The sequence below is a fragment of the Myxococcales bacterium genome (assembly GCA_016717005.1).
GTDB lineage: Bacteria > Myxococcota_A > Polyangia > Haliangiales > Haliangiaceae > UBA2376.
The window spans coordinates 180,014-206,029 of record JADJUF010000049.1 but is presented as its reverse complement, the minus strand read 5'-3'; the positions used below and the strand labels follow the sequence as shown (position 1 = coordinate 206,029).

Below are 26,016 nucleotides of genomic sequence, written 5' to 3'. Positions count from 1 at the left end.
GTGCTCCCGGCGCCGGGGCGAGTCCTGGATGGCCGAGCGGTGACGAGCCGCGGCGATGGGCAGGTGGGGCGGGACCGGCTGTCTCGGTGGGCGGCCGCCCCCGACGGGTCGGGCGCCTGTCCCGGTCTGTCGTGGGACGCCAAAAACCGCCAATCGCAGGGGGCGCCGTGCTACGTACTCCCGCATGCGAGCCCGTCGTGTCCCCGTCCTGTCCGCGATCGTCGCGGTCGTGTTCTTGCTCGTCGGCTTGAGCCACGTGCGCGTCGCCCACGCCGACGCGAAGGCAAAAAAAGACATCGAGCAGAAGATGAAGGAGGCGATGGAGAACTACGACCTCCTCGAGTACGAGGAGGCGCGCAAGATCCTCAACCAGGCCCTCACCATCGCCAAGAAGGCCAAGATGGAGTCGGACCCGGTGACCGCCAAGGTCCACCTGCGGCTCGGCATCGTCTACTTCGCGGGCCTGCAGGACGCCGAGAGCGCCAAGCTGTCGTTCCTGAACGCGGCCGAGATCGACAAGTCGATCGCGCTCGACAAGGCCTACTCGACCGCGGAGATGCAGAAGCTGCTCGACGAGGCCAAGGCCGAGAGCGGCGGCGGCGGTGGCGGCGGCGGTGGCGGCGGCGACCCGGTCGATACCGGCGGCGGCGGCGGCGGCGCGCCCGACGTCGACTGCGCGTCGGTGACCGGCGTCCAGCACACGATCGTCGAGGAGGCCAAGGCTGGTCGCCCGGTGGCGATGCAGGCGGCGGTGGGCGCCGATGTGCAGCCGGCCAAGATGGTCGTGATGTACCGCCCGCGCGGCGCGACCGACTTCACCGAGGCCAAGATGACCCTGTCGGGTGAGTGCGTCTACAACGGCGCCATCCCGCCCGACGCCCTCAGCGGCGACATCGTTCACTACTACATCGCGGCCTACAACGCGTCCGGCAAGCTGATCGCGTCCAAGGGCTCCGCCGGGTCGCCCAACATCATCGAGGTCGCCGGTGGCGGCGGCGGCGGCGGCAGCGGCTTCGTCGACGACGAGAACCCGCTCGGCGGCGGCGGCGGCGGCGGCGGCGGCGGCGGTAGCGGCGGCGGCGGCAACGACGATCGTGGCGGCGGCGGCGGTGGCGGCGGCAAGCCCGGCAAGAAGACGATGTTCCTGTCGCTCGCGGTCGGCTCGGGCGGCGGCCTGGTCAGCGGCAAGACCGAGCAGGCGGGCAACTCGGTGAAGTGCTGCTTCGCGCCCCAGCTCGTCCACGTGATGCCGGAGCTCGGCTACTACCTGTCGCCCCAGACCTCGATCAGCCTGGCCGGCCGCGTCGGCTTCCCGATCGGCGCCAACCGCGACGGCCACGCCACCGCGGCGATCGCCGGGCTCGTCCGCGTGATCCACTCGTTCTCGCCCGGCGGCGGCGGGCTCCACGTCGCCGGTGGCATCGGCGGCGGCATCCTGCGCGACACGATCCAGCTCGACGGCGTGCCCGCCGGCGACATGGACGTCGACATCGTCGCGATGGGCCCGCTCCTGGTCAACGCCGGCGCCGGCTACGCCGCGTCGCTCGGCTCGAGCCTGGCGTTCGTGGCGCAGTTCAACGCCATCGTCGGCGTGCCCGTCGTGTCCGAGATCGACACGTCGCGGCTCAACTTCGGCGTCCACATCGACGCCAACCTCGGCCTCGTCATCGGCTTCTGAGACGTCCGACGTCGGGTCGAGGAGCTCGCGGGCTCCTCCCTGGCGCGGCTGCCGGCAGACGGGCGGGACAGGTCGACGGTCGCGGGGCGGGGTCGGCCCGCGCGTCGCGGCCGCAGGCCCAGCTAGCGCGCGCGAGTTGCGGTCGCGGGCACGGGTGCGGTCGGGGCGCGCGTCGTGGTCACGGCTGGCGCGCGCACGAGCTGCGGCCGCCGGCACGGGCGCGGTTGGCGTGCGCGGCGCGGTCACGGCTGGCGCGCGCACGAGTTGCGGTCACGGGCACGGGCGCGGCTGGCGTGCGCGGCGCGGTCGCGGCTGGCGCACGAGTTGCGGTCACGGGCACGGGCGCGGCTGGCGTGCGTATCGTGGTCACGGCTGGCGCGCGAGTTGCGGTCACGGGCACGGGCGCGGATGGCGTGTGTATCGTGGTCACGGCTGGCGCGCGCACGAGTTGCGGTCGCAGCTCGCCCGGGCGCCGCGGCGTGCGGTCACGGCTTGCTCGCGCGCGTCGCGCAGGAATGGGAGGTTGGTCCGGGGCCACTCGATCACGAGGCAGCGGCCCGCCCGACGAATCGCGCTGTGGTGATCGACGTCGTGGACGATGACCTTGGCGATCATCGAGTGATCGCGGCTGCGGCTGCGCCCCGGCGCGGCTGGCTCCTGGCGCGCACGCGTGACGGTCGTGGCTGGCGCGCGCGCGGGTGGCGGTCGCCGCTGGCTCCCGGCGCGCGCGCGTGGCGGTCGCCGCTGGCTCCCGGCGCGCGCGGGTGGCGGTCGCCGCTGGCTCCCGGCGCGCGCGGGTGGCGGTCGCCGCTGGCTCCTGGCGCGCGCGGGTGGCGGTCGCCGCTGGCTCCTGGCGCGCGCGGGTGGTGGTCGCCGCTGGCTCCTGGCGCGCGCGGGTGGCGGTCGCCGCTGGCTCCTGGCGCGCGCGGGTGGCGGTCGCCGCTGGCTCCACGCGCGCGCGGGTGGCGGTCGCCGCTGGCTCCTGGCGCGCGCGGTGGCGGTCGCCGCTGGCTCCTGGCGCGCGCGGGTGGCGGTCGCCGCTGGCTCCTGGCGCGCGCGGGTGGCGGTCGCCGCTGGCTCCTGGCGCGCGCGGGTGGCGGTCGCCGCTGGCTCCTGGCGCGCGCGGGTGGCGGTCGCCGCTGGCTCCTGGCGCGCGCGGGTGGCGGTCGCCGCTGGCTCCCGGCGCGCGCGGGTGGCGGTAGGCGCTGGCGCCCGGCGCGCGCGTGGCGGGCGCCGCTGGCTCCAGGCGCGCGCGGGTGGCGGTCGCCGCTGGCTCCTGGCGCGCGCGGGTGGCGGTCGCCGCTGGCTCCTGGCGCGCGCGGGTGGCGGTCGCCGCTGGCTCCCGGAGCGCTGATGGAGTTGCCGCCGGCGTGGACAGCCGCACCGCGCATGGCGGTGGTGGCGAGCTGGTCGGTCGTGTTGGCGGTGCGCCTGCCCACCCCGGCTTGGACACCGGCGAGGCGCACATGCGGGCGGCCGCTTGGCGTTGGCGCCGGTGCCCACAACCCCACAGCGCCCGCCGGTTCCGTGAGTTATCTTGATCTCCAGAGACCGTGAGGTCGCTGGACCCGATGCAATCCAGGTTGGCGCCCCCCGGTGCGCCGCCCGTCCAGGTTGCCGGGATCGGGTCCGTCCCGGCGTTCTCTCTCTCAAGGATCAAAAGAGATCACGGGCCGGCAAGCGCTGTGGGGTTGTGGGCACCGGCGCCAACTCGATCGCGGCCGCCCGCATGTGCGCCTCGCCGGTGTCCAAGCGGTGTGGGCAGCCACACCGCCCATCGCCGCGCTCAGCTCGCCGCCATCGCTGGCTGCGGTGGGCTGTCCACACCGCGTCAACTCCATCAGCGCTCCGGGAGCCAGTCCGCGTCCTGATCCGCTGCGCGGACACCGACGCCCGCCGCCGACGCCGACGATGCCGCCGCCGCCCGCCGCCGACGCCGACGATGCCGCCGCCGCCCGCCGCCGACGCCGCCCGCCGACGCGACCCCGACGCCGACGCCGACGCCGCCCGCCGCCCGCCGCCGCCGACGCCGACGCGACCCCCGCCGCCGCCGCCGACGCCGCCCGCCGCCCGCCGCCGCCGACGCCGACGCGACCCCGACGCCGCCGCCGACGCCGACGCCGACGCCGCCGCCCGCCGCCCGCCGCCCGACGCCGACGCCGCCGATGCCGCCCGACGCCGACGCCCGCCGATGCCGCCCGACGCCGACGCCCGCCGCCGACGCCGCCGCCGATGCCGCCCGACGCCGACGCCGCCGATGCCGCCCGACGCCGACGCCGCCGATGCCGCCGCCGCCCGCCGCCGCCGCCGACGCCCGACGCCCGACGCCGACGCCCGAAGCCGACGCCGACGCGACCCCGACGCCGACGCCCGACGCCGACGCCCGCCGCCCGCCGCCGACGCCGATGCCGACGCCGACGCCGACGCCCCCGCCGCCCGCCGCCGACGCCCGCCGCCGACGCCGCCGCCGACGCCGCCCGCCGCCGCCGCCCGCCGACGCCCGCCGCCGCCGCCCGCCGCCGACGCCGACGCGACCCCGCCGCCGCCGCCGCCGCCCGCCGCCGCCGCCCGCCGCCCGCCGCCCGCCGCCCGCCGCCGCCGCCCGCCGCCCGCCGCCGCCGCCCGCCGCCCGCCGCCCGCCGCCCGCCGCCGATGCCGCCGCCGCCGCTGCCCGCCGCCGCCGCCCGCCGCCCGCCGCCCGCCGCCCGCCGCCCGCCGCCCGCCGCCGCCGCCGCCGCCGCCGCCGCCCGCCGCCCGCGCCCGCCGCCGTCGCCGACGTCGATCACCATAAGGCAAATATCAGCCCAATCATGATTGGGCGGCGGCGGCAGCCGCTGGAGTTGGAAGTGACCAAGACGCGGGTCGGCCACGGAGTCGGCACACGGGTGCGGGCCGCAAGCGCCGAAACGCGCTGACGCCGCCGCATCGCGCGCGGCCGGTCCGCGATCGCGGCAGCCGGTGCACGTCGTGCTGAAGGTCGTCGCCGCCGTCGCCCGAGCCCAAACTCGACATTCGATATTTCGCCTCATCGTCCGCTGGACAACATCATAATAAAGTATATATTGGCCCAATCATGACTGGGCGGCGGCAACTGGAGTTCGTAGTGACCAAGACGCGGGTCGGCCATGGCGGTCGGCGCAAGGGTGCGGGCCGCAAGCGCCGAGGCGCGCCGACGCCGCCGCATCGCGCGCGGCCGGTCCACGATCCGCGGCAGCCGGTGCACGTCGTGCTCAAGGTCGTCGGCGACGTCGGGCGGCTGCGGCGGCGCAGCGCGTATCAAGCGATGCGCTGGGCGATGGTCCGCGCGCTTGGGCGTCACGACTTCCGCGTGGTCCACGTGTCGATCCAGGGCAACCACATCCACCTCTTGTGTGAGGCGGATGACCGGATCGCGCTGGCCAACGGCGTGCGCGGCCTGTGCATCTCGGCGGCGCGGCGGCTGAACCTGGCGATCTCCGAGGAGCGTGGCGTCAAGCGCCGCGGCCGGGTGTTCGCGGCGCGCTACCACGCCACGCCGATCACGACTCCGCGCCAGGCGCGCAATGCGCTGGCGTACGTGCTCAACAACTGGCGGCGGCACCGCGCCGATCACCCGGCGCTCGGTCAGCGCCGCGCGCAGGTCGACCCGTACTCGACCGCGGTGTGGTTCGTCGGCTGGGCCGAGCGCGACAGCGTGCCGTTCGCGTGGCCGCGCGGCTTCGAGCCGCTGCCGTCAGCGCGGCCGCAGACGTGGCTGCTCGCCGACGGCTGGCGCCGCGGCGGCGCGCCGCCGAGCCTGTGGCAGGTGCCGGGGGCGATCGACGGGTGACCGAGGGTGGTCAGCGAGGCTCGAGGCAATCGTGGGCGCGCGAGCTGCGGCGGGTGCGCGCCCGCGCGGGCTCGGGCCGGCCTGGCACACGCGCGGATGTCCTTCGCAGCCGCGCGGGCAGTCGCGGGGCCGCGGGGGCGCGCGGGCCGCCGGGCGGTGGGCGATCCGTTGCGTCGCGTGGGTGCGCGCGGGCCGCCGCGGGGGCGCGCGGGCAGCCGGGCGGTGGGCGATCCGTTGCGTCGCGTCGAGCGGCAGGTTGGTGCCGGCCGAGCCATCGATGCGCTCCTGGCGAGCGATCACGAAGTCGTCGAGGTGCCACGCCGCCCGGAGGCGGAGCGCGAGCTGCGGCGGGTGCGCGCCCGCGCGGGCTCGGGCCGGCCTGGCACACGCGCGGATGTCCTTCGCAGAAGCGCGGGCAGCCGCGGGCCGCCGCGGGCAGCCGCGGGCCGCCGCGGGCAGCCGCGGGCCGCCGCGGGGGCGCGCGGGCAGCCGGGCGGTGGGCGATCCGTTGCGTCGCGTCGAGCGGCAGGTTGGTGCCGGCCGAGCCATCGATGCGCTCCTGGCGAGCGATCACGAAGTCGTCGAGGTGCCACGCCGCCCGGAGGCGGAGCGCGAGCTGCGGCGGGTGCGCGCCCGCGCGGGCTCGGGCCGGCCTGGCACACGCGCGGATGTCCTTCGCAGCCGCGCGGGCAGTCGCGGGCAGCCGCGGGGCCGCGGGGGCGCGCGGGCCGCCGGGCGGTGGGCGATCCGTTGCGTCGCGTGGGGGCGCGCGGGCAGCCGCGGGGGCGCGCGGGCAGCCGGGCGGTGGGTGATCCGTTGCGTCGCGTCGAGCGGCAGGTTCGTGCCGGCCGAGCCATCGATGCGCTCCTGGCGAGCGATCACGAAGTTGTCGAGGTGCCACGCCGCCCGGAGGCGGAGCGCGAGCTGCGGCGGGTGCTCGACCGCGCGGGCTCCGGCCGGCCTGGCACACGCGTGGATGTCCTTCGCAGAAGCGCGGGCGCGCGGGCAGCCGCGGGGGCGCGCGGTCCGCCGTGGGGGCGCGCGGTCAGACGTGCCGGAGCGGGTGCAGCGCCAGGTGCAGCTCGCCGGCGGTGACCTCGGCGCTGGTGGCGGCCGGGGTGATCAGCACGGCGACCTCGACGGTGGCGCCGCCGCCCTCGGACAGGTAGATGACGCGCTTGACCGTGGCCCGGCGGGCGATCGCGGCGGCGAGGTCCCGGAGCAGCGTCGGGTAGACCTCGAGCATGCCGGAGTCGCGCAGGTCGATACCGCCGACGTCGCCGGCGCAGCCGAGGAACTCGAGGAAGGCCTGGTTGGCGATGCGGACCTTGCCGGTCACGTCGACCGCCGCCATCGGGATCGGCGCCGCGATGAACACCTCGTACGCGGCCTTGGTCCGGTGGTCGGCCTCGCGGCGCTCGCGGGTGGCGTCGGTGTTGCCGGCGCGGCGGCGCTGGGTCTCCATGCCGAGCATGTTCATCAGCGTGCGCAGCTCGTACATGAACCCGGCCACGTCGGCGTGGCGCTCGAGCGGGTTCTTGGCGGTGGCCTTGGCGACGATCTCGTCGGCGCGCTCGTCGAGCGCCTCGCCGTCGACCAGGGTCGAGGGCGCCGGGATCGTGTCCTTGAGCTGGTGCTCGAAGACCTCGTCGAGCGTGCCGCTGAACGGCAGCCGCGCGGTCAGCAGCTCGAACAGCACGATCCCGAGCGCGTAGATGTCCGACGCGACGGTCGCGGGGCCACCGCTGATGCGCTCGGGCGCGAGGTACTCGGGCGTGCCGTCGACCTGGCCGCCGGCGCTGGCGCGATCGGGGCGCGACAGCCCGAAGTCGAGCAGCTTCGCGACCCGGCGCTGCGCGGCGCCGCGCACCAGGAAGATGTTCTCGGTCTTGATGTCGCCGTGGATGATCGCGCGGCCGTGGATGTACCGCAGCGCCTCGCACACCTGCCACATCACGTCGCACGCGACCTTCGGCGCCAGCCGGCCGCCCTGGCGCAGCTTCGAGTGCATGGTCTGCCCGTCGAGCAGCTCCATGACCATGAACAGGCCGAACTGCGGATCCTCGCCGAAGTCGACGATCGAGCAGATGTTGTCGTGGCTGCACGCCGAGGCCAGGCGGGCCTCGCGGTAGAACATCTCGCGGATGCGCGGGTCCATCGCGATCGGCGTCTTGATGAGCTTGAGCGCGAACGCCTTGCCCAGCGCCTGGTGGCGGGCGCGCAGCACCCGGCCCATGCCGCCGCGGCCGAGCTGGGCCTCGACGGCGTAGCGCCCGCCGATGACGTCGCCCACGCGGGCGCCTCGGATCCGCTCGGTGGTGTCGCTGGGGGCCGCGGTGAGCGCGGCGACCGGCGCCGCCAGGCCCAGCGCGCCAGGGTCGAGCAGGTGTTGCGGGCTGCTGTCGCCGCGGCTCAGGATGCTGAGCGTGATCGACGGCAGCAGGGTCTCGTGGCCGCCGTCGTCAGCGTCGTCGACGTCGTCGACCGCGTTGGATCCGTCCCCCATCCCGCGCAGTGTATCCGAAAAGTGCTACACGATCGGGGTGGACGACTCCGGCTTCGACTCCCGCGCGCACGCCGAGCTGACCTACCTCGAGGAGCAGCTCGGGGAACTCGACCCCGATCTGGTCGAGGTCTCGACCAGCGCCGGCGTCCTGCGGCTGGACCTCCGCGACGGGACCCGGGTCGTGATCAACAGCCACCGCGCCGCCGGCCAGATCTGGATGGCGGCCGTGGCCACCGCCTGGCACTTCGATCCCCTCGACGACGGCCGGTGGCTGGCGGCGCGCACCGGCGACGAGCTGCGCGCGACCGTGACGCGGCTGCTGCGGGAGCGGGCCGGGGTCGACGTCACGCTGTGAGCGGCGCGCGGGGTTCACGCGGCGCGCTCGCGCTCGTGCTCGCGCTTGTCATCGGCGCCGCCTGCGGCTCGTCGCCGCGGTCCGTGGTGCCGGCCCCCGATCCGTGGGCGCGGCTGACCCCGGCCGGCGCGCCGATCGCGCTGTGGTCGTACCCCGAGGCGATCGAGCGCTACGCGCCCGAGGACCGCGGCGCCTACGTGGTGCGGGTGCGGGGCAGCGCGGAGGAGCGCGCCGCCGAGGCCGCCCGCTTCGGCGCCACCGACGATCTGGTCGGCGCCGACGGCTACGTCGTCCGGCTCGACGCGCCGGCGCTGGCGGCCCTGGCGACGCGCCCGCCGATCGCCAGCGTCGCGCCGCTGCAGCCGAGCGACCGGCGCGGGCTCCTGGCCGATCGCGCCACCGAGCTGCCCGAGGTCCGGATCGATCTGTTCGCCGACGCCACCACCGACGAGGTCGCCGCCGTGGCGGCGTGGGTGACCTGGCGCGGCGGCCAGGTGCTGTGGCAGGGGCCGCGGGCGCTGCGCGCGCGGGTGCCGCACGAGGCGCGGGACGAGGCCGCGCGGCTCTCGGTCGTGCGCTGGATCGAGTAGGCTCGAGGGCGATGTCCGCCCGCGCCCGCGTCGTCGTCCTGATCGCTCTGGTGGCCCTGGGGGCCTGCAAGAAGGCCGCGCCGCCCAGCGCCCCGCCCAAGGCGCTGCCGGTGGCGATCTTCCTCGACGATCGCCAGGTCGCGACGGAGGCGATGCTGTCGACGACGCCGCGCCCGCTGATGGAGCTGGCGCCCGGCGCGCCGGCGCCCGAGGCCTGGCTCGCGGTCATCGCGATCGACGCGACCGGCAAGGCCACGACGATCATGGCGCCCGAGCGCGAGCACGCCGGGACCCCGCCGGCCCTGGCCGCGGGTGCGGACGGCGTGCGGTTCGGCCTGGCGCGGGCCGGCGCGCTCGACGCCCCGGTCGAGCGCGTCGCCAAGATCATCATCAAGACCAAGGACGACCGCGGCGCCATCGCCGCCGAGCTCGCCGCGAGCGACCACGGCCACGGCGGCGGCGACAGCGATGGCAACCGCCACGACGGCGAGGGCGAGCGCCCGACCGCGACCGCCGATCTGGTGATCGCGATCTCGACGCCCAAGGGCGACGCGACGTTCACCGGCGACAAGCTCGCGAGCCTGCCGACGATCACCGCGCCCACCGGCGACACCCAGACCCCGGGCTGGAGCCTGGTCGACGTGCTCGCCGCCGCCGGCCTCGCCGACGCCAAGGTGATCGGCCTGCTCGACAGCGAGGGCGCGGGCCTGCGGCTCGAGGGCGCCGACTTCGATCGGGCGGCGACGGTGCTGTACATGAAGCTCAACCGCGGCGGGCAGCTGCGGTTCCGGCGCTACGGCAAGCGCGGCAGCACGTGGGAGATGACCGGCGAGCTGCGCGGGCTGGCGAAGATCACCGTCGTCGAGTAGCGCCCCGACCCGGTGCGCCTGAACCCGCGACGATCCCTTCCGGTCAACTGGCGCCGCGGCGCCGCGGCCTCGCGCCAGCGGCCGTGCCCAGCGGGATCGACCCAGGCGCGCCCTGGGATCAGGGCCTCAACAACCGGCGCCGGCGGTCGACCTGATCCGCATGCGTCGACTGGTCGTCGTGGCCGCGCTCGCGGGCGGGTGCGCGCACTCCTACACCGCGCTCAGCTACGATCTGCGCGCGCGCCCCAGCGGGCCGGTCCAGACCGGCATGCCGACCGCAGGTCAGGCGACCGGTTCGCTCGCCTTCGGGTTCGGCACCCGATCGGCCGGGGTCGAGATCGTCGCGCACGGACACGACCTGTCGCTGGCCGACGATCCGTGGCTGGCGGCCGACGTCGGCATGGAGCTGCGCCTCGTGCCCGTGCGGCGCGGTCCGGTCGCGGCGTTTGTCCACGGCGGGCCGATGCGCGCGCTCCTCTACGACAGCGCAGCCGGCGAGCTGTCGTCGGGCGTCGGCCTGGCCTACGGGCTCGGGCTGCTGGTCGGCGGGGCCGGTGTGCACCTGTTCATCGACGTGCACTGGGCCGATCTGCTGTACGCCGGCACCGAGATGGGCGTCACGGCTGGGGACGCCAGCCTGCGCTCCGTCGCGCTCGGCCTGCAGTTCGGGGGCTGAGTCGCGTCGCCGGGCTCACGGCGCGATCAGCCGGCGCTTGCCGTCGGCGGTCGTGGCGACGCCGGGCGCGTCGAGGTCGAGCCGGTCCCACAGCTTGCACGTCACCGGCTGGTGGCGCTGGTCGAGGGCCTCGCAGTAGTTCGTGAACTCGCAGCGGCGCACGGTCGCGCCGTCGCCGCGCGCCAGCTTGGCGAACCAGTCGGGGTCGGCCAGGGTCTGGCGCGCCGACGCGACCACGTCGCAGTCGCCGGCCGCGAGCGCGGCCTCGGCCTGGTCGAACGAGGCGATGCCACCGGCGCCGACCACCGGCGTCGCGCGCCCGGCGGCGCGGATCGCCGCGCGCACCGCGCGCGCCAGCGGCAGGTTGCGCCCGAACGGGCCGCGCGCGTCGCTGTAGATCGTCGGCATGCAGCCGTAGCCCGACGGGCCGGTGTACGGGTAGGCGGCGGCGCCGACCTTGGGCTGGCGCGCGTCCTCGAACTTGCCGCCGGCCGACACCGACACGAAGTCGAGCCCGGCCTGGGCGAACCGCGCCGCGTAGTCGACGGCGTCGTCGAGCGTGCCGCCGCCATCGATCAGCTCGTCGCCGAGCAGCCGGCACCCGACCACGGTCGTGGGCGCGACCGCGGCCCGGGTCGCGGCGATCACCTCGAGCGGCAGCCGGGCCCGGCCGGCGCGGTCGCCGCCGTAGCCATCGGCGCGGGTGTTCCGCGCCGACAGGAACGACGCCATCGTGTAGGCGTGGGCGAAGTGCAGCTCGACGCCGTCGAAGCCGGCGGCCTCGGCCCGGCGCGCGGCGTCCGCGAACAGCGGCGGCAACACCTGCGGCAGCGCCGCGATGTGGGGGAGGTGGGTGTCGGTGACGCGCTCGCGGTAGCCGCGCTCGAGATCCTCGCGCTCGCGCTCGGTCAGGAGCTCGATCAGGGCCGGGTCGGGCAGGGCGGCCAGGGCCGCGCGGACCGCCGCGTCGTCGTCGGGCGCCGCGGCCCCGGCGACCGCGGCCCGATGGCGGTCGGTGAGCACCAGGTGCCGCGCCAGGTACACGTCGCGCGGCGGGCGCCGCCGGATCGCGAGGAAGTCGAGCAGCTGGATCAGCAGCAGGGTGTGGCCGTCCGACGCGACGCGGACCGCGTCGGCCAGCGCGCGGAGCCCGGCCACGAACCGATCGTCGCCGATGCGCAGGAGCGGGCCCGACGGCACGTCGCGGATGCCGGTGGCCTCGACCACGAGCACGCCGGGGCGGCCGGCGGCGAACCGCTGGTACCAGGCGATGACCTCGGGCGTGACCTCGCCGGTCGCGGTCGCGCGCCACGGCACCATCGCCGGCACCCAGGTGCGCGTGCGCGCGGTGCGCGGCCCGAGCGCGATCGGCTGGAACCAGCGCGCGGCGGCGGCCTCGGCCGGGGTCGGCACCGCCGCCAGCGGCAGCGCGTGCTTGCGACGCTCGGGCGGCTGCCACATCGCCCGCGTTGATACCACGCGCGGCGGCGGACCCCGCCCCGGGTCTGCTACGGTGCCGCATGTCCGAGGTCGGCTCGAAGGTCCCCGACGTCACCTTCACCGGGCCCGAGGGCCCGATCCACCTGCGCGATCTGATCGGCGCGCGGGCGGTGGTGCTCTACTTCTATCCCAAGGACGAGACGCCGGGCTGCACCGCCCAGGCGTGCGCGTTCCGCGATCAGTACCAGGACTTCGTCGACGCTGGCGCCGACGTGGTCGGGGTCTCGGCCGACGACGCCGGCTCCCACGCCAGCTTCAAGCAGCACCACCGGCTGCCGTTCACGCTGCTGACCGACCCCGGCGGCGCGGCCGCGCGCGCGCTGGGCGTGAAGAAGAGCCTGGGGCTGTTCGCCGGGCGCGTGACGTTCGTGATCGATCGCGGCGGGATCGTGCGCATGCGCTTCGACTCGCAGCTCCAGGCCCGGCGACACATCGCCGAGGCGCTCGCGGTGGTCAAGCAACTCGCCCCGGCCTGACCCGTCGCCGCGTCAGGGCGCGGTGACGACCGCGACCGACCAGCTGGTCAGCGTGCCGGTGTCGGCGCGGGCGTTGTCGCTGACCGTCAGCGTCCAGTCGCCGGCCAGGGCGGCGCCGGCGAGCGCGGGCGCGTCGATGGTCAGGTCGAGGTCGTCCTCGTAGCCGCCGGTGCGGTCGTGGACCAGGACCTCGCGGCCGTCGTGGCGGAGCACCACGCGCAGGTCGCCGCGGTAGGTGTGGTCGATCGAGACGGTGACCTTGGCCGTGCCGACGGTGCCGGCGTCGGTCACCGCGAGGGTGCTGGCGACGCCGATCGGGTCGTTGTCGGGGATGGCCACGCCCGGGGTCGCGCTGTAGACGTGCTCGGTCGGCTGGGCCTGGCACGCCGGCGCGGTCGCGCACTGGCTGTCGTCGCAGTCGGTCTGGCCGTCGTGGTCGTCGTCGGTGCCGTTGTCGCAGATCTCGGCGGTGGTCACCGTCGGCACGTCGGAGACGTACGCGGTGCCGAACTCGCTGACGTACTTCATCGACAGGTAGCCGTAGCCGTCGCCGTGCGGGTTGGCGACGCCGAAGCTGCCGGTGCCCCACGAGTTCTTGAAGATCCAGAAGCCCTTCTCGGTGACCGGGTTGCCGTCGGCGTCCTTCACGATCTCGCCGGCCTCGTCGACGATCGCGACCTCCTTGTCGTCGTCCCAGCCGACGATCAGGATCGCGTGGCCGGCGCGCTTCTTGAGCGACTCGACGCGGTCCTGGGCGTTGGGCGCCAGCACGATGCCCTCGCGCCAGTAGGCGCTCGAGACCGGCAGCGCCGAGCGGCGGTGGTTCCAGCTCTGGTAGAAGAACGTCATGCCGACGACGACGCCCGACTTCTTGCTGGTCAGGTGGGCCTTGATCGAGTTGGTGTTGAGGTAGCGGCCGCGCGGCAGCTTGAACTTCTGCGCCTCGACCGCGTCCTGGGGCGGGGCGCCGTTGGTGTAGCACTGGACCGGCAGGTCCTCGCCGCCGGTGCAGCCCGGGTCGTTGCTGCTGTTCCACGGCGACGACTGGTAGCGCCAGAACTGCTCGAGGACGATGCCGTAGTCGCTGGCGGCCTGGAGGTTCGACGAGGCGTTCGAGCCCTCGGTGGTGCGGAAGCTCCGCACCTGCTCCTTGGCCGACCACTGCATGTACTGCTCGGAGAAGTCGGCGTCGCGCATGCCGGCCTTGATGTACAGGTTCTCCATCAGCGCGGTGGTCGCGAAGATCGAGCACACGCCGCGGCTGCCCTGGCTCTTGACCGGCGACTGATCGGCGACGAGGTCGAAGAACTGGGCCGGGTAGATCGCGTCGGCCTTGTTCTCGTCGGGCAGCGAGCCGTTGTCGGGCGCGCCATCGAGCAGCGGGTCGGCGCTGGAGACCGCGAAGTCGTCGTCGTAGGGCGAGCCCGGCGGATCCCCCGCGCAGGCGGCGAGCGGCAGGGTCGCGAGGGCGAGGACCAGGAGGGAGCGGCGCATGGCCCCCGGATTAGCGCGATCCGTGCCACCCGCGACCGTGCGTAACCGTGCGGAACGAGCGGCCGGCACGGTGGCGGCACGGCGGTGGCGGCGCGGTCGGCCGGCCGATGGCGTGGCCAGGGACGCGACTCCCCACGAACGGTCCCAGGTGCCCACGGGCGTTTGCAGCGCGGCGATCGCGAGCCGGAGTCGGAACCGGAACCGGAACCGGAACCGGAGCCGGAGCCGGAAGCGGAGTCGGAGCCGGAGTCGGAACCGGAACCGGAACCGGAACCGGAGCCGGACCGGAGCCGGAGCCGGAGTCGGAACCGGAACCGGAGCCGGAGCCGGAACCGGAGGCGGAACCGGAGTCGGAGCCGGAGCCGGAACCGGAACCGGAACCGGAACCGGAACCGGAGCCGGAGCCGGAGTCGGAACCGGAGCCGGAGTCGGAACCGGAGTCGGAGCCGGAGCCGGACCCGGAGCCGGAGCCGGAGCCGGAGCCGGAGCCGGAGCCGGACCCGGAGCGGGCGCCGGAGCCGGAGTCGGAGCCGGAGCCGGAATGCGCCGTGTCAGCGGCCCGCGCCGCCCTTGATCGACGGGGTCCTGCCGACGACGCTTGTCCGCGGGTCAGCGCGTGCGCAGCTCGGTGACCAGCTTCTCGATGGCGCTCTTGGCGTCGCCGAACAGCATGCGGGTCACCGGCTTGTAGAACAGCGGGTTGTCGACGCCGGCGTAGCCGGCCGCGCGCGAGCGCTTGTTGACGACGACGAGCTTGGACTTCCACACCTGCAGCACCGGCATGCCGTAGATCGGCGAGGCCGGATCGTCCTCGGCGCCGGGGTTGACGATGTCGTTGGCGCCGATCACGATGACGACGTCGGTCGAGGGCAGGTCGCCGTTGATCTCGTCCATCTCGAGGACGATGTCGTACGGCACCGAGGCCTCGGCCAGGAGCACGTTCATGTGGCCGGGCAGGCGCCCCGCCACCGGGTGGATCGCGAACCGGACCTCGACGTCCTTGGCGCGCAGGATCTCGGTCAGCTCGCGGACCGCGTGCTGGGCGCGGGCCACCGCCATGCCGTAGCCCGGCACGATCACGACGTGCTTGGCGTCGAGCAGGCGATCGGTCAGGCCGGCCTGGTCGATCTCCAGCACCTCGCCGGCCGGCTGGGCCGCGGCCCCGGCGGCGGCCTTGGGCGGCGCGGCGCCGAACCCGCCGAAGATGACGTTCCAGATCGACCGGTTCATCGCCCGGCACATGATGTACGAGAGGATCGCGCCCGAGCTGCCGACCAGCGCGCCGGTGACGATCAGCAGATCGTTGCCGAGCATGAAGCCGGCCGCGGCCGCGGTCCACCCGGAGTAGCTGTTGAGCATCGACACGACGACCGGCATGTCGGCGCCGCCGATGGCCGCGACCAGGTGCACGCCGAGCACGCACGCGACCGCGGCGCCGCCGGCCAGGGCCCAGGTCTGGCCGTCCCTGCCGTAGAGCACGCCGAACACGATGATCGCCGTGAGCATGCTGAGGTTGAGCAGGTGGCGCGCCGGCAGGAGCATCGGCTTGCCCGACACCGAGCCGCGCAGCTTGAGGAACGCCAGGATCGAGCCGGTGATCGTGATCGCGCCGATGATGACGTCGAGGTAGACCTCGATCTTGTGGGTGAGGTCGGTGTGGCCGCCGGCCAGCTGCAGCGCGAAGCCGACCAGCACCGCGGCCACGCCGACGAAGCTGTGCAGGAGCGCCACCAGCTCGGGCATCTGGGTCATGCCGACGCGCACCGCCAGGAACGCGCCGACCGCGGCGCCGCCGGCGATCGCGACCACGACCAGCGGGTGGATCTTGAACTCGGGGATGAACAGCGTCGCGACGATGGCGATCGCCATGCCGACGATGCCGAACAGGTTGCCGCGCTTGGCCGACTCCTGGTTGGACAGGCCGCGCAGCGCCAGGATGAACAGCGCCGCGGCGACGAGGAAGGCCAGCGCGATGGGTGGCGTGTAGATCGCTTCCATGGCGGGCTCCTACTTCCGGAACATCGCGAGCATGCGGCGGGTGACCCAGAACCCGCCGGCGATGTTGATGGTTGCGAACAGCACCGCCGCGATGGCGACGACGCTCGAGGTGGTCAGCTCGCCGGAGCCGGTGGCGAGCAGGCCGCCGACGACGATGATGCCGCTGACGGCGTTGGTCACGCTCATCAGCGGGGTGTGCAGCGCCGGGGTCACGTTCCAGACGACCTGCCAGCCGACGAACACCGCCAGCACGAACACGGTCAGGTGCTGCACCAGCGCGAAGGTCGATGGCGCCACGTCGGTCTGCGACATGCCGAAGCGCATGCCGAGGAACGCGGCGGCGAACAACGTCAGGATCGCCAGCAGGAACGCCGGGGGCATCGGCTGGGCCGGCTTGGCGCCGTGGCCGTGGCCGTGGCCCTTGACCGGCTCGTGCTTGACCGGCGGGGCCGGCGGCGGCGCGGCCGGGGTCGGCGGGGCCGCGGGCTTGGGCGGCGGCCAGGTGACCTCGCCGGCGTCGAGCACGAGCGCGCCGCGGACGATGTCGTTGCCGTGATCGACCTTCCACTTGGCGACGCCGCCGAGCTCGTCGAGCAGGTGCCACAGGTTGGTGCCGTAGAGCTCGCTGGCGACGTTGGCCATGCGGCTGGGCAGGTCGGTGTAGCCGATGATCGTGACGCCCTTGTGCTCGACCGCCTCGCCCGGCTTGGTCTGCTCGCAGTTGCCGCCGGCCTCGGCCGCGAGGTCGACGACGACCGAGCCCGGCTTCATGGCCTCGACCATGTCGGTCAGCCACAGCTTGGGCGCCGGCCTGCCGGGGATGAGCGCCGTCGTGATGACGATGTTCACCTCGGCCGCCTGCTTGCGGAACAGCGCCATCTCGGCGTCGATGAACTCCTTGCTCATCTCCTTGGCGTAGCCGCCCTGACCCTCGCCCGACTCGGCGATCTCGACGGTCAGGAACTCGGCGCCCATCGACTTCACCTGGTCGGCGACGCTGGGGCGCACGTCGAAGGCGCGGACGATCGCGCCCAGGCCCTTGGCGGTGCCGAGCGCGGACAGGCCCGCGACGCCGGCGCCGATCACCAGCACCTTGGCCGGCGCGACCTTGCCGGCCGCGGTGATCTGGCCGGTGAAGAACGAGCCGAACTTCTGGGCGGCCTCGATCACCGAGCGGTAGCCGGAGATGTTGGCCATCGACGACAGCGCGTCGACCTTCTGGGCGCGGCTGATGCGCGGGATGCAGTCCATCGCCAGGACCGTGGCCTTGCGCTCCGCGAGCCGCTTGACCAGGTCGGGGTTCTGGGCCGGGTAGATGAACGAGATCAGCACCTGGCCGGCGCGGACCGAGTCGATCTCGCTGGTGCCGTCGGCGCGGTCCCCCGGGGGGCGGACCTTGCAGACCACGTCGGCTGAGGTCCAGACCTCGGCGGCGGTCTCGGCGATGGTTGCGCCAGCGGCGCGGTAGAGATCGTCGGGAAAGCTCGCTGTGGTGCCCGCTCCTGCCTCGACCACCACCTCCCAGCCCGCCTTGATCCAGCGACCTACGGTCGACGGGGCGGCAGCGACCCGGCGCTCGTCGGGGCGGATCTCCTTGACGATGCCTAGCTTCATGATCGGGCGGACCTTGCCCCGGGGGCGGGTAGGCGCGCAAGGGCCACCGCCGGGTTGCGGCATCATGTCGTCGCCGTTGTCGGGGCGACCCCTGAGGATGGCGGCGGCGGGTCTTGCGCTCCGGCCGCCCGAGGGATCCGCGACCGGTGGCAGCGACGGTGGCTGCGACCGCTGGTGCGGTAGCATGCGCCGTGATCGAGACCCTGGCCCACGGCACGACGCTGACGTGGCGCGACGGTCGGCTGGTCGCCCGCCACGGGGCCGACGGCGCGCCGCAGGCCGAGCTGCGCTGGGCCGACGATCGCCTGGTCGCGATGCGCGTCGCCGGGTTCGGGCCGCGCGCGCTCGCGCTCGACGGCGCCATCGTCGACCACCCGGTCCTGGGGCCGGCCCACGCGCTCCACGTCGACGCGACGCCGTGCGCGCACCTCAGCGCGCTGGCGTGGGCGCGGCCGACCGCGATCCCGGCGATCGATCGGCCGGGCGCGCTGCCGGCCGGCACCGGCACGATGCTCCTCGACGTGCTGGCCCGGCTGGCGGCGGCCGCCGGCGTCGCCGCGCTGCGCTACGCCGGCCCGTACCCGACCGCGGCGCTGTGGGCGTCGCTGGGCCACAGCCTCCGCGCCGACGGCGACGAGGCCACGTTCACCGCCGACGCGGCGGCCCGCTGGCACGGCGGCGCGCTGGCGCCGATCGCGATCGACTTCGCGCCGGCGCCGCACGAGCGGGTCGCCCGCGGGCCCGGCGTGATCGCGCAGCTGCGCGACGGCCTCGAGCGGGTGATCATCGACGGGATCGGCTTCGAGCGCGGCGCCGGCGTGCGCCGGCTGGTCGCCGTCGACGACGGCTGGGCCGCGGCCCTGTGGTTCGGCGACCGCGCCTGGGGCGAGGTCGGGCGGTTCGGCGTCGACGGCGCCGTCCGCGCGCGCACCCAGCTGCCGCCCGCCGACGGTGATCCGGCCGGGCAGGCGCTCCCGCCAGCGCTGCAGGCCGCGCTGCTCGAGCTCTGCGCCGCGGCGCTGCCCGCGCCGTTGACCCCAGCCGCGGTCGCCGACGTGCCGATCGTCTGGGGCGACGCGGGGCTCGCCGCGGCCGCCGACCGCGGCGACCGGATCGTCCTGCACGTCGGGCTCTGGCACCACCTCGCGCCCCACGGCCTGGCCCGGGTCGCGCTGGCGCTGGCCGAGGCGCTCACGCCGGTCGCGGCGGCGCGCGCGGTCGCGGCGCTCACGCGCTGAACGGTGCGCGCGTAGGTCGGTCGAGCGCCGGTCCGCGCGCCGGGAGTCTCGCGTCGTGGCCCCGATCGCGGCGGCGCGCGGTCGCCGCGCTCACCCGCTGATCAGTGCGCGCGGCGTAACTCGGTCGAGGATCGGTCCACGCGCCGGGAGTCTCGCGTCCTCACCGCGGGGCCGGGCGACGCGGTGCGGAACCTCAGTGCGCGCGGACGTGGCTGACGCCGGAGGTCGCCTTGGTCACCGCGGGCTTGCCCCAGTAATCGATCGCGCTGGCGCCCGACGCGTCGACCGTGAGGCCGCGCGCGACCGCGACCTCGACCTGGCTGGCGCCCGAGGCGGCGACGGTGGCGTCGGTCGTGGCCAGCCCGCGCGCGGTCACCTTGCTGGCGCCGCTGACGTCGAGCGTGAGCTGCCCGATCTCGCCGTCGAGCGCGGCGGTGCTGGCGCCCGAGGCGTCGAGCGCGAGCGCGACCCCGCGCAGCTTGTGGATCGCCGCGGTGCTGGCGCCGCTGACCGACACGCTGCGCAGCGCCGGGGTCGTGATCGTGACCCGGACCGGCAGCTTCGAGTTGTAGCTGTCGCGCTGGCCGACGACCAGCCGGCCGTTGACGACGTCGGTGGTGATCAGCCCCACGACGTTGTCGTCGGCGGACACCGTGATCGAGGTGGTCGGCCCGAGCGTGACGTCGAGCGTGATCGCGCCGCCGACCGAGACCCCGGTGAAGTCGGCGGTGGTGCGGGGCTCGGTCTTGGCGGTGCCGCTGCCCTGGACGTGGGCGTCGGCGACGGCGCAGGCGCTGGCGGCGGAGGCGAGGACCAGGAGCACGAGGTGATGGCGCATGGCAGGAGGAGCCACGACCCGGACCGTCGGTTGACCGCGATCGACCGGTGCGACCGGTGCGACCGCCTGCCCGGGCCCCGACGTCGCAGCGCCGCCTGGCGGTCGCGGCCTGGTCAGGGCGCGGCAGGGCCCGGCCGCCATCGATCGCCCCGCAGCGGTAGTTGACCGACGCGGGTGCGCCTTGCACCCTGCCGCCCGGAGCTGCCATGACCCACTCGCGCCTCGTCCCCTTGTTCTTCGCGCTCGCCGGCGCGACCGGCGCCGCGTGCTCCGGCCCGACCCCGCGGCCGGCCACGCCGCTGCCCGACCCCGGGCCGACGCCCCCGGCGCCCGATCCCGCGACGCCGCCGCCGGACGGCAGCACCACGACGCTGGCCGCGATCGGGCTCGATCCGACCGCGCTCGATCGCAGCGTCGACCCGTGCGACGACTTCTACCAGTACGCGTGCGGCGGCTGGATCGCGCGCACCGAGATCCCGGCCGACAAGCCGATGGCGATGCGCAGCTTCATCTCGATCGAGGATCGCAACCGCGAGTTCCTGCACGACGTGCTCGAGCGCGCGCGCGCCGCGCCCGGCGCCGACCCAGCGCTGGCGACGCTCGGCAGCTTCTACGGCGCGTGCATGGACGAGGCCGCGGTCGAGGCCGCGGGCGTGACGCCGCTGGCCGCGCTCGACAAGACCATCGCCGCGGTCAAGGACGGCCCGACGCTGGCGGTCGCGACCGCGGCGCTGCACCAGGCCGGCGCCGGGGCGCTGTTCACGTTCGGCCACACCCAGGACGCCAAGGACGCGCGCCAGGTGATCGGCGGCATCGAGCAGGGCGGCCTGGGCCTGCCCGATCGCGACTACTACCTGAAGGACGACGAGGCGACCAAGGGCCTGCGCGCCGCGTACGCCGCGTACCTCGCGAGCCTGCTCGAGCTCGACGGCCGGAGCCCGGCCGACGCCGCGACCGGCGCGGCCGAGGTGATCGCGCTCGAGACCGCGCTGGCCAAGGTCTCGCTCGACAAGGTCGCGCGCCGCGATCCGGTCGCGACCTACAACCGGCTCGAGCGGGCCGGCGTCAAGAAGGCCGCGCCGCACTTCGCGTGGGACACGTACTTCGCCGCGGTCGGGGCCCCCCGCGTCACCGCGATCACTGTCGGCTCGCCGGCGTTCCTGCGCGGGCTCGACCCGCTCGTGACCAGGACCAAGCCGGCGGTGTGGCGCACGTACCTGCGGCTGCACCTCTTGAGCGCGACCGCCGCGCTCCTGCCCAAGCGCTTCGACGACGCGCAGTTCGCGTTCGTCGGCGCGCTCACCGGCCAGGCCGAGCAGGAGGTGCGCTGGAAGCGGTGCGTGGCCGCCACCGACGGCGCGCTCGGCGAGCTCCTCGGCCAGGTGTTCGTGCGCGAGCGCTTCGGCGCCGCCGCCAAGCAGGGCGCCGACCAGCAGGTCCGCGCGATCGCCGACGCGATGCGCGCCAACCTCGACGCGCTGCCGTGGATGGACGCGACGACCAAGGCCGCGGCCGCGACCAAGCTCGACGCGATGGCCTACCAGATCGGCTACCCCAAGCAGTGGCGCCCGGTCGGGTTCACGCCGGTGGCCGGGGCCTACGCCGCGAGCGAGCTGGCCGCGCGCAAGGCCGAGCACGCCCGGCTGCTGGCCAAGATCGGCAAGCCGCTCGACCGCGACGAGTGGCTGCTGTCGGCGCCGACGGTCAACGCCTACTACGAGCCGCAGCTAAACGGCATGGTCTTCCCCGCCGGCATCCTGCAGGCGCCGTTCTTCGATCCCGCGGCCGCGCTCCCCGTCAACCTCGGCGCGATGGGCGTCGTCGTCGGCCACGAGCTGACCCACGGCTTCGACGACCAGGGCGCGCAGTTCGACGCGGTCGGCAACCTCGCCAACTGGTGGGCGCCCGCGACCGGCGCGCAGTTCAAGCAGCGCACCCAGTGCGTGATCGCGCAGTACGACGCCTACGAGGCGCTGCCGGGCGTGAAGCTCAACGGCGCCAACACCGTCGGCGAGAACATCGCCGACATCGGCGGCGTCAAGCTGGCGCTGCGCGCGTACCGGGCGCTGCGGACCGGGCCCGCGCAGGTCGCCGACGGCTTCACCGAGGACCAGCAGTTCTTCCTCGGCTTCGGCCAGGCGTGGTGCGCCAAGATGCGCCCCGACTTCGCCGCCCTGCTCGCCACCGTCGACGTCCACGCGCCGTCGCAGTGGCGCGTCAACGGCGCGCTCCAGGCCACGCCCGAGTTCGCCGACGCCTTCGGCTGCAAGCCCGGCGCGCGCATGCGCCCTGCGGCCATGTGCCAGGTCTGGTAGCGGCGGGGGGGCGGTCCAGGTCACGGCGCCGAGCATATGAGCCGCGGCGGCGGCGCCACCGCGCGGGCGGTCCGTCGACGCCGGCGATGGGGCGCGCCAGGTCAACGTCGCCTGCGGCTCGCCCGTGCGGCGGCGGCCCGTCCGAGATCCGGCGGCGTGTCCGGGTGTCGGCCGCGCGTGTCCGGCTGGCGGGACAGTGCACACGCGCGGTCGCGGCGTTGCGCGAGGCACGCGTCTTGCTGCGGTCCCGGTCGTGCCATCGCTCGTCCACGAAGCGCCGCTGGTGGTGCTGCGCGAGCATCCGGCCCTGGTCCCGGCGCTGTTGCGCGAGTCGCTCGACGTCGCGTTGCCAGGCTTCGCCAGCGTCGATGTCGGCGACCCCGGGTTCACCCAGGCGTTGCCGGCCGAGTTCCGCGCTGACCTCGTGATCCACCTCCGCGGCGGGCCGCCGGACCACGCGCCGGTGATGGGCATCGTGGTCGAGGTCCAGCGCGCGCGCGACGACGCCAAGCGGCGCTCGTGGCCGTTCTACGTCGCCGCGCTCCACGCGCGGTTGCGGTGCCCGACGTGCCTCGTCGTGATCGCCACCGACGACGCGACCGCGCGCTGGGCCGCGACCCCGATCGCGACGCTGCAGCCCGGCTCGCCGTTCACCCCGCTGGTGCTCGGCCCCGGGCGGATCCCCCGCGTCACGGGCGCGCGGGCCCGCGACGAGCCGTGGATGGCGGTGCTGTCCGCGCTCACCCATGGCAACGGCCCCGACGGGACCGCGGTCACGCTGGCCGCGTTCGCCGCGCTCGATGCGCTGCCCGATCCCGAGGCCACCGTCTGCTATGATCTGATCCGCGCGTCGCTGAACCAGGCCGCGCGCCGCGCCTTGGAGGACGAGATGCAGCCCGGCAAGTACGAGTACCAGAGCGAGTTCGCGCGCCGCTACTACGGCGAGGGCCGGCAGGTGGGCCAGCAAGAAGGGCGGCAAGAGGGCCTGCTCGAAGGGGCGCGCCAGCTGGTCCTGGCGCTGGCCGACCGCCACGGGGCGGTGAGCGACGACGCGCGGGCCCGGGTGAGCGCGTGCGGTGATCCGGCGCAGCTGCAGGCGCTGGCCGTCGAGATCGCCGGCGCGGCCGATCGCGTCGCGGTCGAGCGCCTGCTCGCGCGACTGCCGACCGCGAGCGCCAGCGACGACTGAGCCGGTCGCGGACTGCCAGACACAAGAGGTCGAGCGGGCGTTCGGCAGGCTGCTGAGCGCTGCGCGGTTCGCGGTGGTCGACGGCGACAGCGTCGAGGTCGCGCTTGGGCGCGCGCAGCTCGGCGCTGGCGGCCATTGATCCGACCGGGTCCGCCCTGCTCGTCCCCTCGCTGGCGGCCATTGAAGCGGCCCCCGAAAACGACCGCGGCCGGCTCGCGGGAGCCGGCCGTGCGTCGATCGTCGTGACGATCGTCGTGAGCGTGCACGCCTAGCTAGAGCTTGGCGAGCAGCTCCTTCTTCTTGGCGTCGAACTCGGAGTCGGTGAGGATGCCGGCGGTCTTGAGCTCGCCCAGCTCCTTGAGCGTCTTCATGATCTGGTCGCGGCTCTCGGCCGGGGCGGGCGCCGGGCCACCGCCGCCGCCGCCGCCCTGACGGGCCTGGGGCTGCTGGTTCATCATCTGCGCCATCTGGTTGGCCATGCCGAAGCCCATGCCCATGCCCATGCCCTCGAGGCCGGCGCCGCCGCCGCCGCCCTTCTTCATGCCCTCGGCGGCGCCGAGCATCATCTCGGCCTGGGCCATCTGCTGATAGCCGCCGGCCATGTTGGCGTAGGCCTGGCGCTCGATCAGCTTGTCGAGGCGCTCCTTGTCGGCCGGGTCCATCGAGATCGTGAAGTCGCCGAAGCGGACGATCTCGACCCCGTAGCTCTCGATGTGCTTGCGGACCGCGCCGACCGTGAAGGTCTCGATCTCCTCGGTGTAGGCGCCCGAGGACACCTTCATCACCGGCCAGTTCTCTTTGACGATCAGCTCGGCGATGTGGTCCTTGATGGTCTTCTGGACCTGGCTCTTGAACCAGCCGATGAACATCTCGTTGTCGGCCATGCGCTGGCCGACGAGCCCGATGAGGAACTTCATCGGGTCGTAGACCTTGGCCGAGAACTCGCCGTGGACCATCAGGCGCACGCGCAGCGAGGTCTGCGGGTCGGGGATGTCGCCGACCGACGTGCCGAACTTGATCGACGGGTGCTCGCGGGTGTTGACGAAGAACACCTCGGAGATGAAGACGTTGCCGCCGGTGAACTTGTCGACCAGCTGCCCGAGGAACGGGATGTTGTTGCCGTCGAGCGTGTGGCGGCCGGCCGCCAGGCTGCCCACGAACTGCCCGTTCTTGAAGAACAGCGCCACCTCGTCTTGATCGACGGTGAGCTGGGCCTTCCAAGGAATGGTCTGATCGGGGTGCTTGTAGACCCACTGATCCTTGGAGGAGTCAGGGCGGGCGATCGCCAGCTCTTTGACTCCACCCTTCACGAAGTCGAGAATGCCCATGGACGCTTGCTCCTTCGCACCGGCGAGAACGCGGCGGACCAGAAAACTAGCACACCCGCGGCGGCGCGCGTGGTCGGGCGCACGCAGTTGGCGGTGGCGTCGGATTGGCGCTTGCCGTCGTCGTGGTCCGGGGCTGTAATTGCGGCGTGCCTCCTGGTCGTCGCCTGTCGCTGGCCGCCGCGGTCGTCGGCGCCGTGGCGATGGCGGGCGGGTGCGGTCCCGGCTCGGGCGTGACCGGCGACGACGACGGGCCCGACGCCCACGGCGGCCCGCTCGCGGCCCTGACCGGCACGGTCTGGGCGCCGGGCATGGCCCCGGGCCTGGTGCCCCCGGGCGAGGAGATCCCGATCGCCGGCGCCCGGGTGTCGCTGCAGCGCGCGCGGCCGGCGCCGGTGCCGGCCGGCGTCTACTGCGAGCGCTGCGTCGACACCACCGGCGCGGCGGTGTCCGACGCCCACGGCCGGTTCGACGTCGGCACGCTCGAGGCCGGCACGTTCTGGCTGGTGATCGAGAAGGGCCAGTTCCGCCTCGAGCAGCAGGTCGAGCTGACCTCGGGGACCCGGGCCCTGACCGATCCCGAGACGACGCTGCCGTCGGCGCTCGACGTGGCCGGCGGCAAGACCATCCCCCACGTCGCGATCGCGGCCGGCAACTACGACTCGGTCCAGGACATCCTCGGCAAGATGGGCCTGGGCGAGGTCGGCGTCGACGGCGGGCTCACCAGCACCGCCGGCGAGTTCGACCTGTACAGCAACGGCGGCACCGACCTCGGCGTCGCGATGGGCACGCTGACCCAGCTCGTGCTCGACCTCGACCGGCTGCGCCAGTACCACATGGTCTTCATCCCGTGCGCGTCGACGGCCAACGTCGCCGTGCTCGACGATCCGCGCGCGCTGCGGAACCTGCGCGACTACGTGGCCGAGGGCGGGCGGCTCTACGTCACCGACTGGTCCGGCGAGTGGATGGACAACGTCTACCCCGCGCCGATCCAGCTCGGCGCCTCGGTCACCGGCACCGCCGTCGACACCCCGGCCGCGGCCTACGACCCGGCCACCGACACCTGGGACCCGTCCCGGTTCGGCGACGCCGACGGCGACTTCTACGAGGCCGTCGACGCCGAGGTCACCGATCCGGGCCTGGCGGCGTGGCTCGACGGCCAGATCGGCCCGCGCAACGACACCGGCGGCGACGTCGGCCCGATCGACCCGGGCGCGTTCCGGGTCTACGACAACTGGAACTGGATCGCGGCGACGACGCCCGTCCAGGTCGGCGTCGACGCGCAGGGGGCGCCGGTGTTCGACGAGCCCCACGCGTACGTGGTCGGCTCGGGCGCGCCCGCCGCCGGCCCCGGCAAGCGGCCGCTGACGGTGACGTTCAACCCGCCCGGCTGCGGCCGGGTGCTGTTCTCGACCTACCACACCGCGCCCGGCACCCACCGCGGCCTGCTGCCGCAGGAGCGCGTGCTGCTGTACCTGATCCTCGAGCTCGGCGTGTGCAACGACAACCCGCCGATCGGCTGAGGCCGCGCGCCGACGGTTCGTGAC

21 protein-coding genes are annotated in these 26,016 nt (G+C 74.7%); 13 read left to right on the top strand and 8 right to left on the bottom strand.

The genetic code is table 11. From position 1 onward, the window contains the following. The first annotated feature begins 184 nt into the window (after positions 1 to 184). Positions 185 to 1,678 carry a tetratricopeptide repeat protein gene (locus IPL61_40050; protein ID MBK9037373.1) on the top strand — a complete coding sequence of 498 codons (1,494 nt, stop codon included), beginning with the start codon at positions 185 to 187 and terminating at the stop codon, positions 1,676 to 1,678. 426 nt (positions 1,679 to 2,104) lie between these two features. Here IPL61_40050 and IPL61_40045 read toward each other — a convergent pair whose 3' ends face one another. Then, positions 2,105 to 2,293 (bottom strand): hypothetical protein, encoded by a 189-nt coding sequence (locus IPL61_40045; GenBank protein MBK9037372.1) that lies wholly within the window; start codon positions 2,291 to 2,293, stop codon positions 2,105 to 2,107. A 1,327-nt stretch (positions 2,294 to 3,620) separates the two neighbouring features. Here IPL61_40045 and IPL61_40040 point away from each other — a divergent pair. After that, complete coding sequence (locus IPL61_40040) at positions 3,621 to 4,469, top strand: hypothetical protein (GenBank protein ID MBK9037371.1); 849 nt, start codon at positions 3,621 to 3,623, stop codon at positions 4,467 to 4,469. Between the two features lie 282 nt (positions 4,470 to 4,751). Then, complete coding sequence (locus tag IPL61_40035) at positions 4,752 to 5,486, top strand: transposase (GenBank protein MBK9037370.1); 735 nt, start codon at positions 4,752 to 4,754, stop codon at positions 5,484 to 5,486. A 1,045-nt stretch (positions 5,487 to 6,531) separates the two neighbouring features. On the opposite strand, the gene IPL61_40030 is transcribed toward IPL61_40035, so the two are convergent. Next, a complete protein-coding gene (locus IPL61_40030; protein ID MBK9037369.1) occupies positions 6,532 to 7,992 on the bottom strand; it encodes a serine/threonine protein kinase in 1,461 nt (486 codons plus the stop codon). A 37-nt stretch (positions 7,993 to 8,029) separates the two neighbouring features. Between IPL61_40030 and cyaY the strand changes: the two genes are divergently transcribed. The 4 genes from cyaY (at position 8,030) to IPL61_40010 (ending at position 10,482) form a co-directional block, all read left to right on the top strand. Beyond that, positions 8,030 to 8,347 carry an iron donor protein CyaY gene (gene cyaY, locus IPL61_40025; GenBank protein ID MBK9037368.1) on the top strand — a complete coding sequence of 106 codons (318 nt, stop codon included), beginning with the start codon at positions 8,030 to 8,032 and terminating at the stop codon, positions 8,345 to 8,347. A 35-nt stretch (positions 8,348 to 8,382) separates the two neighbouring features. Next, positions 8,383 to 8,937 (top strand): hypothetical protein, encoded by a 555-nt coding sequence (locus IPL61_40020; protein MBK9037367.1) that lies wholly within the window; start codon positions 8,383 to 8,385, stop codon positions 8,935 to 8,937. An 11-nt stretch (positions 8,938 to 8,948) separates the two neighbouring features. Beyond that, the gene (locus IPL61_40015) at positions 8,949 to 9,806 is read left to right on the top strand and encodes a hypothetical protein (protein ID MBK9037366.1); all 858 of its coding nucleotides are present in this window, start codon (positions 8,949 to 8,951) and stop codon (positions 9,804 to 9,806) included. Positions 9,807 to 9,966: 160 nt separating this feature from the next. Continuing rightward, positions 9,967 to 10,482, top strand: coding sequence for a hypothetical protein (locus tag IPL61_40010; GenBank protein MBK9037365.1), 516 nt, complete (start codon positions 9,967 to 9,969; stop codon positions 10,480 to 10,482). Between the two features lie 15 nt (positions 10,483 to 10,497). Here the strand turns inward: IPL61_40010 and IPL61_40005 are convergent, their stop codons facing one another. Beyond that, a complete protein-coding gene (locus IPL61_40005) occupies positions 10,498 to 11,943 on the bottom strand; it encodes an NADH:flavin oxidoreductase (protein ID MBK9037364.1) in 1,446 nt (481 codons plus the stop codon). A gap of 59 nt (positions 11,944 to 12,002) precedes the next feature. On the opposite strand from IPL61_40005, the gene IPL61_40000 reads away from it, so the two are divergent. After that, complete coding sequence (locus IPL61_40000; GenBank protein ID MBK9037363.1) at positions 12,003 to 12,458, top strand: peroxiredoxin; 456 nt, start codon at positions 12,003 to 12,005, stop codon at positions 12,456 to 12,458. 12 nt (positions 12,459 to 12,470) lie between these two features. On the opposite strand, the gene IPL61_39995 is transcribed toward IPL61_40000, so the two are convergent. The 3 genes from IPL61_39995 to IPL61_39985 all read right to left on the bottom strand — a co-directional run bounded on the left by IPL61_39995 (position 12,471) and on the right by IPL61_39985 (position 17,627). Beyond that, positions 12,471 to 13,952, bottom strand: a complete 1,482-nt coding sequence (locus IPL61_39995; GenBank protein ID MBK9037362.1) for a proprotein convertase P-domain-containing protein — start codon at positions 13,950 to 13,952, stop codon at positions 12,471 to 12,473. 609 nt (positions 13,953 to 14,561) lie between these two features. Further along, entirely contained in the window at positions 14,562 to 15,950 is a 1,389-nt protein-coding gene (locus IPL61_39990) for an NAD(P)(+) transhydrogenase (Re/Si-specific) subunit beta (GenBank protein ID MBK9037361.1), read from the bottom strand. 9 nt (positions 15,951 to 15,959) lie between these two features. After that, on the bottom strand, positions 15,960 to 17,627 hold the full coding sequence (locus IPL61_39985; protein MBK9037360.1) for a Re/Si-specific NAD(P)(+) transhydrogenase subunit alpha: 1,668 nt from the start codon (positions 17,625 to 17,627) through the stop codon (positions 15,960 to 15,962). A 128-nt stretch (positions 17,628 to 17,755) separates the two neighbouring features. On the opposite strand from IPL61_39985, the gene IPL61_39980 reads away from it, so the two are divergent. After that, positions 17,756 to 18,802, top strand: a complete 1,047-nt coding sequence (locus IPL61_39980; protein MBK9037359.1) for a hypothetical protein — start codon at positions 17,756 to 17,758, stop codon at positions 18,800 to 18,802. A gap of 193 nt (positions 18,803 to 18,995) precedes the next feature. On the opposite strand, the gene IPL61_39975 is transcribed toward IPL61_39980, so the two are convergent. Then, positions 18,996 to 19,640 carry a DUF2807 domain-containing protein gene (locus IPL61_39975; GenBank protein MBK9037358.1) on the bottom strand — a complete coding sequence of 215 codons (645 nt, stop codon included), beginning with the start codon at positions 19,638 to 19,640 and terminating at the stop codon, positions 18,996 to 18,998. Positions 19,641 to 19,846: 206 nt separating this feature from the next. On the opposite strand from IPL61_39975, the gene IPL61_39970 reads away from it, so the two are divergent. The 3 genes from IPL61_39970 to IPL61_39960 all read left to right on the top strand — a co-directional run bounded on the left by IPL61_39970 (position 19,847) and on the right by IPL61_39960 (position 23,416). Further along, on the top strand, positions 19,847 to 21,955 hold the full coding sequence (locus IPL61_39970) for a M13 family metallopeptidase (protein ID MBK9037357.1): 2,109 nt from the start codon (positions 19,847 to 19,849) through the stop codon (positions 21,953 to 21,955). 253 nt (positions 21,956 to 22,208) lie between these two features. Continuing rightward, entirely contained in the window at positions 22,209 to 23,144 is a 936-nt protein-coding gene (locus IPL61_39965; GenBank protein ID MBK9037356.1) for a hypothetical protein, read from the top strand. Between the two features lie 104 nt (positions 23,145 to 23,248). After that, the gene (locus IPL61_39960) at positions 23,249 to 23,416 is read left to right on the top strand and encodes a hypothetical protein (protein MBK9037355.1); all 168 of its coding nucleotides are present in this window, start codon (positions 23,249 to 23,251) and stop codon (positions 23,414 to 23,416) included. Here the strand turns inward: IPL61_39960 and IPL61_39955 are convergent, their stop codons facing one another. After that, on the bottom strand, positions 23,417 to 24,472 hold the full coding sequence (locus IPL61_39955) for an SPFH domain-containing protein (protein MBK9037354.1): 1,056 nt from the start codon (positions 24,470 to 24,472) through the stop codon (positions 23,417 to 23,419). A 146-nt stretch (positions 24,473 to 24,618) separates the two neighbouring features. Between IPL61_39955 and IPL61_39950 the strand changes: the two genes are divergently transcribed. Further along, the gene (locus IPL61_39950) at positions 24,619 to 25,992 is read left to right on the top strand and encodes a hypothetical protein (protein MBK9037353.1); all 1,374 of its coding nucleotides are present in this window, start codon (positions 24,619 to 24,621) and stop codon (positions 25,990 to 25,992) included. The last annotated feature ends 24 nt before the right edge of the window (positions 25,993 to 26,016 follow it).

Bases quoted from the DNA above. Each gene is read 5' to 3' on its own strand.
- IPL61_39975 (MBK9037358.1), bottom strand. From the start codon at position 19,640: ATGCGCCATCACCTCGTGCTCCTGGTCCTCGCCTCCGCCGCCAGCGCC.
- IPL61_39990 (MBK9037361.1), bottom strand. From the start codon at position 15,950: ATGGAAGCGATCTACACGCCACCCATCGCGCTGGCCTTCCTCGTCGCC.
- IPL61_40040 (MBK9037371.1), top strand. From the start codon at position 3,621: ATGCCGCCGCCGCCCGCCGCCGACGCCGCCCGCCGACGCGACCCCGAC.
- IPL61_39995 (MBK9037362.1), bottom strand. From the start codon at position 13,952: ATGCGCCGCTCCCTCCTGGTCCTCGCCCTCGCGACCCTGCCGCTCGCC.
- IPL61_40035 (MBK9037370.1), top strand. From the start codon at position 4,752: ATGACTGGGCGGCGGCAACTGGAGTTCGTAGTGACCAAGACGCGGGTC.
- IPL61_40045 (MBK9037372.1), bottom strand. From the start codon at position 2,293: ATGATCGCCAAGGTCATCGTCCACGACGTCGATCACCACAGCGCGATT.
- IPL61_40015 (MBK9037366.1), top strand. From the start codon at position 8,949: ATGTCCGCCCGCGCCCGCGTCGTCGTCCTGATCGCTCTGGTGGCCCTG.
- IPL61_40010 (MBK9037365.1), top strand. From the start codon at position 9,967: ATGCGTCGACTGGTCGTCGTGGCCGCGCTCGCGGGCGGGTGCGCGCAC.
- IPL61_40050 (MBK9037373.1), top strand. From the start codon at position 185: ATGCGAGCCCGTCGTGTCCCCGTCCTGTCCGCGATCGTCGCGGTCGTG.
- IPL61_39955 (MBK9037354.1), bottom strand. From the start codon at position 24,472: ATGGGCATTCTCGACTTCGTGAAGGGTGGAGTCAAAGAGCTGGCGATC.
- IPL61_40000 (MBK9037363.1), top strand. From the start codon at position 12,003: ATGTCCGAGGTCGGCTCGAAGGTCCCCGACGTCACCTTCACCGGGCCC.
- IPL61_39970 (MBK9037357.1), top strand. From the start codon at position 19,847: ATGACCCACTCGCGCCTCGTCCCCTTGTTCTTCGCGCTCGCCGGCGCG.
- IPL61_40030 (MBK9037369.1), bottom strand. From the start codon at position 7,992: ATGGGGGACGGATCCAACGCGGTCGACGACGTCGACGACGCTGACGAC.
- IPL61_40005 (MBK9037364.1), bottom strand. From the start codon at position 11,943: ATGTGGCAGCCGCCCGAGCGTCGCAAGCACGCGCTGCCGCTGGCGGCG.
- IPL61_39985 (MBK9037360.1), bottom strand. From the start codon at position 17,627: ATGCCGCAACCCGGCGGTGGCCCTTGCGCGCCTACCCGCCCCCGGGGC.